Source organism: Aeromicrobium sp. (assembly GCF_050700635.1).
Classification (GTDB): Bacteria; Actinomycetota; Actinomycetes; order Propionibacteriales; family Nocardioidaceae; genus Aeromicrobium.
This window is the reverse complement of record NZ_JBOHDT010000047.1, coordinates 1-7,462: the sequence shown is the minus strand read 5'-3', so window position 1 is coordinate 7,462 and position 7,462 is coordinate 1. Positions and strand designations below refer to the sequence as shown.

The following is a 7,462-nucleotide window of genomic DNA, read 5'->3' as shown; positions in this document are numbered from 1 at the left end:
GCCTGGTAGCGACGGGTCGGGTTGGCGTGGTGATCGCTGTGGCGCTGCAGGTGGTACAGCAGCACGTTGGTGCCGATGTTGTTGCTGTTCCAGCTGTGGCTCGGGTTCGGGCGCTCGTAGCGGCCGGAGTCGAGCAGCTCACGCTTCATGCCGTAGTGCTCAAGGTAGTTGACCGACTCCAGCAGTCCGATGCCGAGGATCGCCTGGATGACGAGGAACGGGAAGATCTCCCAGCCGAAGGCGAGCATCAGTCCGCCCCAGAGCACCACCGAGAAAATCCAGGCATTCATCAGGTCGCTTCGCAGTGACCATGGCGAGTTGCCACGGCGGTCCATGCGCTTCTTCTCCAGGCCCCACGCACTCTTCAGGCTGCCCCAGACCGTGCGCGGGAAGAACTCCCACAGGGTCTCGCCGAGCCGGGCGCTGGCCGGGTCCGGCGGCGTGGCGACGCGGACGTGGTGGCCCCGGTTGTGCTCGATGTAGAAGTGGCCGTAGAACGTCTGCGCCAGGGCGACGCGGGCGGCCCAGCGCTCCATCTGCTCCTTCTTGTGGCCCAGCTCGTGCGCGGTGTTGATGCCGATGCCGGCGACCATGCCCAGGCCGGTGGCGAGACCGATCTTCTGCACGACCGTCAGCGGGTCGTCGATGCCGGGCAGCGTTCCGCCGCCGAGCAGGTAGGCGCCCCAGACGAGCCCGGTGAGCTGCATCGGGATGAACGCGTAGGTGATCCCGCGGTAGTAGCGGTCCTCCTCGAGCGCCTCGATGACCTCGTCGGGTGGGTTGTTCGGGTCGAGGCCCGCCAGCAGGTCGAAGAGCGGGATCAGCACGAACACGAAGAACGGGCCGAAGAACCACGAGAGCGTCGAGCCGGTCCAGGCGTAGAGGCCCCACATGGCGAGCGGGATCAGCGGGATGATCGCCCCCATCAGCCACAGGTAGCGCTTGCTGTCGCGCCAGCGGACGAGCTGGCCGTCGATGGTTGCCTCGATGGTCATGGCGGATTAACTCCTCGGGTTGCTTGACACCAAGGTATGACATGTCAAGCCACTTGACAAGTGGCAGATGTATGTCAAGTAGCGTCGGCCACGGCCGGCTGCAGCCCGACGAGCACCATGGTGGTCTGCGAGATGCAGGTCTGCAGCACCACCGCGGCGTCCGGGAGATCCCTGACCCTCGAGTCGTCGCGCGGCACCAGCTTGATGTCGTCGGCCACGTAGAGGCCACGTCGGATGCCCGGCCCCACGAGGCTGACGACATCGCCCGCGTCGAGCTTCGGGATCCAGACCGATCCCCCGCAGTAGTCGTGCTCGGCGACCAGCACCGGGCGCGACTCACCGAGATCGACGGCGACCGGACCGGCGCATGCGTCGAGCGCCGAGTCGGCGCTGCCGAGGTCGGCGCCACGCGAGATGGTGCGTGAGAACCGGGCGTCGCCGTCGACATACACAGGGCCCTCGGAAATGACGTCCAGGTGCGCGATCAGGAACTGCGCGTACGGGTCGACCTGGTCGTCGTCGGAGAACAGGTGCGTGACGGCGCCTACGCCCAGCGTCAGAACGCCGAGTGCCAGCATGACCAACCCGACGCGCCTCACGCCGTGCCCCGTCCCATCGTTCGAGTTTACGTGGAAATTCATGGTCCAGACCTGAGACGGTGAGCGCGGAACCGACATGAACAAGGTGTAGGCCACCCAGAGGGGCGACATGAGCACATCGACCGAGGTCGCCGACGACGTCGAGCTGCTGACGCGCGCCCAGGCCGGCGATCGGGCCGCGTTCGCAGGCCTTTACGACCGGCACGTGCGACCGGTCTACTGGCAGGCGTACTCGGTCGTGCGCGACCCGGGTGATGCCGAAGAGGTCACCCAGGACGTCTTCGTCACAGCTTGGCGGCGCATCCGCGCGATCACGCCGGTCGACGGGTCGCTGCTGCCGTGGCTGCTGGTGACGGCGCGCTTCACCGCGCTGAACGCCCATCGCCGGGCGGCGCGGAGGCAGAGCCACGCGCTGGACGAGGACGTGCCCGAGGGCGCGGACTCCTCGGTGGAGCGCGAGGTCGAAGCGGCTCTCGTGCGGGCCGAGATCGACAAGGCGGTGGCTGCGCTCGCCCCGAACGACCAGCGGCTCTACGAGCTGTGTGTCGAGGGCGACCGCACGTACCAGCAAGCCGCTCGCGAGCTCGGGGTCTCGCACGCCGTCGTCCGCAACCGCTTGCACCGGCTGCGCACACGTCTGCGGGCGGACCTGCGTTCCATGAGGGAGACATCATGACCACACCGGAGCTCGACGAGCGTCGCATCGAGGCGATGCGGTCGTCGATCATGCACACCGTCGACGCGGACGTCGCCCGCCGCGGCCGTCGCACCCGTCGCGGCCTCGGCGTCCTCGCGGCCGCCTGCTTCGTCGTCGTGGTCGGCGGCGTCGGCTTCTCGAACCTGGCGAACCCGAACGCGGGCATGTCCGAGTCGGGCGACTCGGCCGGCAGTCGCGCGGCCACCGAGCCCGGGGTCGCCGGCGACAACGCGCTCCAGGACTCCACCGAAAAAGCTGCTCCGGAGGTCGCACCCCGTGACACGCGGGAGGTCATCACCACGGGCAGCGTGGACGTCACGGTCAAGGACCCACGCGACGTGGCCGAGCGATTCTCCGCCTGGGTCGAGTCCCGAGACGGACGGATCGACGGGCGCACCGAGAGCAAGGACGACGAGGGCCGCACCTCCGCGTCACTGACGATCCGGGTGCCGAGCGCCCAGATGTCGAAGGCACTCACCCAGCTCGCCACGTATGGCGACGTCGGCACCGTCGACATCCAGAACGAGGACGTCACCGCCCTGGGCCAGGACCTCGACGCCCGCATCAGGGCGCTGGAGATCTCGATCGACCGGCTGGAGAAGATCCTGGCCGATGCCGACTCGAGCGCCGAGGTCGTCCGCGCAGAGGGTGCGCTGACCCAGCGCCAGGAGCAGCTCGAGAGCCTCCAGACCCAGCGCAAGGCGCTCAGCGAGCAGGTCGCGCTCTCGACCCTCCACGTCGAGCTGATCGAGAAGGGCTCGGCTGCGTCGGTCTCGCCCGGCGGATTCCAAGGCGGCCTGACGAAGGGTTGGAACGCCCTCGTCGAGACGGTCAACGGCATCGTGTCGCTTGCCGGAGTGCTGGTGCCCTGGCTCGCGGTCGCGCTGGTCGTGTGGGTCCTCTGGCGAGTCGCTCGCCGCGTCAGCCGCGCCTGATGTGAGTCACGGCGTCGCGCGGCGAGCCGCGATACACCGGGCCGTGGCCGGGGACGATCGCGTCCGCGTCGACGTCGGCGATGACGTCGAGCGCGGCTTTCACGGCGGCGACGTCGTGGTGGAAGAAGCCCATCAGCTCCTGCGGGCCGGTGGTCGAGCTCAGCGGGTGACCGGTGATCAGGGCGTCGCCGGTGAGCAGCACCCGGGCGCCGGGCACGAGGTAGGCGGTGTGACCGCTGGTGTGGCCGGGTGTCGCGACCGGCACGGGCCGGCCCGGGACATCAATGACGTCGGCCTTGCCGAAGTCGGTTGCAGCGGGCACGACGGCGTCGTTCATCGCCCCTTTCCGCATCAGGTGCACGGCCCAGGGAAGCACCCGAGGACGCCACAGGTTCCGCACGACGACCGCCGTGCCCGCCTGCTCGAGGTACTCGCGTCGAGCGTGCCTGGCCTCAGTCGGCGAGAGCAGCACCGGCACCGGGTGCGCCTCCAGCAGGCGCGGAAGGGAACCGATGTGGTCGACGTGGGCGTGGGTGACGAGCACGGCCACGACGTCGCTGAGCCGGAAGCCGATCTCGCTGATCGACGCGATCACGTCGTCGTGGTCGCCGGGGTAGCCGGCGTCGACAAGTGTCAGAGCATCACCCTCGGCGATCAGCGTCCAGTTGACGGCTGAGCCCTCGACGGCGAAGACGCCATCGCCCGCTTCGGTGATCTGCATGTCAGGAGGCTAGCGAGGTAATAGCGTCGACAGGGGCTTGCGCCTTGGAGTGACATGGACATCGAGACCGACTACCTGATCGTGGGAGCGGGAGCCACCGGCCTCGCCTTCGCCGATTCGCTGCTGGCAGAAGCAGACGTCGACGTCGTGCTGGTGGATCGACGAAGCCTCCCCGGCGGTCACTGGCGCGACGCGTACCCGTTCGTGCGGCTGCACACGCCGTCGGCGTACTACGGCGTGAACTCGATGCCGCTGGGCCGTGATCAGGTGATCGAGTCCGGCCGGAACGAAGGCTTCTACGAGCAAGCCGGCGCAGCCGAGATCCGCGCGTACTTCGAGAGCGTCGTCGAGCACCTGGCCTCGACCGGACGGGCGCGGTTCCTGGCCAGGCACGATCATCTCGGTGGCGGCGGCAGCGACCACCGGGTCCGTGACCTCGACAGCGAAGACATCCACACGATCAGCGTGCGCCGCCGCATGGTGGACGCGAGATATCTCGAGGGATCCATCCCCGCCACCCATCAGCCGTCCTTCACCGTGGCTCCCGACGCTGCGTTCGTCCCGGTCAACGACCTGCCCGACTCCGTCGACGGACATCGGCGTTACACCGTCATCGGGGGCGGGAAGACGAGCGCCGACGCCTGCCTGTGGCTGCTCGACAACGACGTGTCGCCCGACCAGATTCGCTGGGTCCGGCCCCGCGACTCCTGGTTCGCCGACCGCGCGTATCTACAGCCGCTCGACCAGGTGGCCGCACTCATGGAGGGCATCTCCTTCGACACCGAGGCAGCCGCCCTGGCACGCGACCTCTCCGACCTGTTCGACCGGCTCGAGGACCGAGGCCGACTCATGAGGCTCGACCCACGCGTGTCGCCGACCATGTACCGAGGGACCATGCTCAGCCGGCGAGAGCTCACGGACCTGCGCGAGATCGAGAATGTGGTCCGCCTCGGCCGTCTGCGAGCCATCGAAGCGGATCGGATCGTGCTTCATGACGGAGAGCTACCGACCAGTGCGGAGGTCCTGCACGTGGACTGCTCGGCCATCGGTCTGAGCGATGCGGCACCGGTGCCCGTCTTCAGCCCCAGCCGGATCGTGATCCAGCAGGTGCGACGCGAGTCGCCCACGTTCAACGCGGCACTCCTCGCCTTCGTCGAGGCGCATCGCGACGACGACGAAGAGAGGAACCGCCTCAGTCCTCCCCACCCGTACACCAGCCGCACCGAGGACTGGGGACCCTTGATGCACCGCACGTGGAGCACCGAGCTGACCTGGTTCCAGGAGCCCGACGTGACCGCGTGGATCGCGGCCAGCCGGCTCAACGTCCTGCGCGCGCTGCCCGAGCACGCGAACGAGCCACGAGCTCGGGAAGCCGTCGACCGCTACCTGAAGTACGTCGGGCCGGCCATCGAGCGTCTCGGCGCGGCTCATAGGACCGGTCACGACACAATGTGACCATGAGCGAACAGCGGCCCATCGAGACCTGGCTGACCGACATGGACGGCGTCCTCGTGCACGAGGAGGATCCGATACCCGGCGCCGTCGAGTTCGTCGAGGCCCTGAAGGAATCCGGGTGCCCGTTCATGGTCCTGACGAACAACTCGGTCTTCACCCCACGCGACCTGCGCGCGAGGCTCCTGGCCAGCGGCCTCGACGTCCCCGCGGACGCCATCTGGACGTCCGCGCTCGCGACCGCGCAGTTCCTGCTCGACCAGCGGCCGGACGGGTCGGCGTACGTCGTGGGAGAGGCGGGGCTGACCACTGCGCTGCACGACATCGGCTACGTGATGACCGAGCGCAACCCCGACTACGTCGTGCTCGGCGAGACCCGCACCTACTCCTTCGAGTCGATCACCCGCGCGATCCGGCTGATCGAGGGCGGGGCCCGCTTCATCGCCACCAACCCCGACGTGAGCGGTCCGAGCATCCACGGAACACTTCCGGCCACCGGTTCGGTGGCGGCGCTGATCAGCACCGCGACCGGACGTCAGCCGTACTACATCGGCAAGCCCAATCCGCTGATGATGCGCAGCGCGCTGAACCAGCTGGAGGCGCACTCGGAGTCGACGTTGATGATCGGCGACCGGATGGACACCGACATCATCTCCGGGCTGGAAGCCGGCATGCGCACGATCCTGGTCACGACCGGATCAACCCGTCCCGACCAGATCGAGCAGTTCCCGTACCGGCCGACACGGATCGTCGACTCGATCGCCGACCTGGTCGACATGGTCAGACAAGCTGGGTGACGACGAGTCCGAGAACGGCACACACGCCCAGTGTCCGGAGCGGGCTCCAGCCGCGCCAGAACAGCAGGGCGAGGGCAAGTGCGGTGAGAGCGAACGCGAGCGGCTGCCATGTGGACAGGATCGGGACGTCGAGGTGGGCCACGCCCCAGGAGATGCGCCGCGTCTCGTCGAACAGGGTGTTCAGGGCGAAGAACACCGCCAGGTTGGCGATGACGCCGACCACGGCCGCGGTGATCCCCGCGAGTGCGGCGGTGAGGTGCTCGTTGCGCCGCAGGCGCTCGACGTAAGGCGCCCCGAGGAAGACGAAGAGGAAGCACGGCACGAACGTCACCCAGGTGACCAGCAGCGACGCGATGACCGCCGCGACCCACGGGTCGAGGGAGCCGGGGTCGCGATAGGCGCCGACGAACGCGACGAACTGGACCACCATGATCAGCGGACCCGGCGTGGACTCAGCCAACGCCAGTCCTCGGACCATCTCCCCCGGTGCCAACCAGTGGTAGACGTTCACCGCCTGGTCGGCGACGTAGGCCAGGACGGCGTACGCACCTCCGAACGTGACCACGGCAGCGCCGGAGAAGAACAGACCCTGGTCCACGAACACGCTCTCGCGCGAGAACACGATGCCAGCGGCCAGCACGGGCGTGAACCACAGGACCAGCCCGAGCAACAGGATCCGCATGGACCGCCCGCTCGACGGCGTGTCGTGGTGCAGGGCGTCGTCGCTGATCAACGGGGCCGGCCCGCCGGCGTCCTCGTGCGCCTTCGACACTCGGAGCATCGGGAGTCGTCTTGCCAGGGCCCAGCCGAGCAGACCGGCAGCGAACACCACGGCCGGGAACGGCACGCTGAACACGGTCAGGGCCAGGAACGACGCAATCGCCAGCCCGACCAGCACCGGGTGGTGGAGGGCGCGCGTGCCGACCCGGTACACAGCCTGGATCACGATGGCGATGACGGCCGGCGCCAGACCGGCGAAGAGTCCCGTGACGACGGCGGTCGATCCGGCCCCGACGTAGATCGCGGAGAGCGCGAGCAGCGCTGCCATGCCGGGCAGCACGAAGAGCACACCGGCGATGAGGCCACCGCGGCGACCGTTGAGCAACCAGCCCGTGTAGACCGCGAGCTGCTGGGCCTCGGGCCCCGGCAGCAGCATGCAGTAGTTGAGCGCGTGCAGGAACCGCTGCTGGCCGATCCACCGCTTCTCGTCGACGAGCTTGTGCTGCATGACCGCGATCTGTCCGGCCGGACCGCCGAACGTCTGCA

The 7,462-nt window shown here is 68.5% G+C and carries 8 protein-coding genes; 4 read left to right on the top strand and 4 right to left on the bottom strand.

Annotated elements, in window-relative coordinates:
- Together ACRDPN_RS03540 and ACRDPN_RS03535 are read right to left on the bottom strand one after the other, a co-directional pair.
- Positions 1-995: alkane 1-monooxygenase (locus ACRDPN_RS03540; protein ID WP_431445950.1), on the bottom strand; the 995-nt coding region annotated here is incomplete at its 3' end.
- A 74-nt stretch (positions 996-1,069) separates the two neighbouring features.
- Positions 1,070-1,594, bottom strand: a complete 525-nt coding sequence (locus tag ACRDPN_RS03535) for a hypothetical protein (RefSeq protein WP_431445949.1) — start codon at positions 1,592-1,594, stop codon at positions 1,070-1,072.
- A 109-nt stretch (positions 1,595-1,703) separates the two neighbouring features.
- Here ACRDPN_RS03535 and ACRDPN_RS03530 point away from each other — a divergent pair, with 109 nt between their 5' ends.
- Both ACRDPN_RS03530 and ACRDPN_RS03525 read left to right on the top strand, forming a co-directional pair.
- Positions 1,704-2,270: an RNA polymerase sigma factor gene (locus tag ACRDPN_RS03530; RefSeq protein WP_431445948.1), complete on the top strand. Its 567-nt coding sequence runs from the start codon at positions 1,704-1,706 to the stop codon at positions 2,268-2,270.
- Positions 2,267-3,226, top strand: a complete 960-nt coding sequence (locus tag ACRDPN_RS03525; RefSeq protein ID WP_431445947.1) for a DUF4349 domain-containing protein — start codon at positions 2,267-2,269, stop codon at positions 3,224-3,226. The genes ACRDPN_RS03530 and ACRDPN_RS03525 overlap by 4 nt, the downstream gene beginning before the upstream one ends.
- Here ACRDPN_RS03525 and ACRDPN_RS03520 read toward each other — a convergent pair.
- Entirely contained in the window at positions 3,213-3,947 is a 735-nt protein-coding gene (locus tag ACRDPN_RS03520) for an MBL fold metallo-hydrolase (protein WP_431445946.1), read from the bottom strand. The genes ACRDPN_RS03525 and ACRDPN_RS03520 overlap by 14 nt on opposite strands.
- A gap of 54 nt (positions 3,948-4,001) precedes the next feature.
- Between ACRDPN_RS03520 and ACRDPN_RS03515 the strand changes: the two genes are divergently transcribed.
- Together ACRDPN_RS03515 and ACRDPN_RS03510 are read left to right on the top strand one after the other, a co-directional pair.
- Entirely contained in the window at positions 4,002-5,402 is a 1,401-nt protein-coding gene (locus tag ACRDPN_RS03515; RefSeq protein ID WP_431445945.1) for an NAD(P)-binding protein, read from the top strand.
- Between the two features lie 2 nt (positions 5,403-5,404).
- Positions 5,405-6,196, top strand: a complete 792-nt coding sequence (locus ACRDPN_RS03510) for an HAD-IIA family hydrolase (RefSeq protein WP_431445943.1) — start codon at positions 5,405-5,407, stop codon at positions 6,194-6,196.
- Here the strand turns inward: ACRDPN_RS03510 and chrA are convergent.
- On the bottom strand, positions 6,180-7,462 hold a 1,283-nt coding region (gene chrA / locus ACRDPN_RS03505; protein WP_431445942.1), incomplete at its 5' end, for a chromate efflux transporter. The genes ACRDPN_RS03510 and chrA overlap by 17 nt on opposite strands.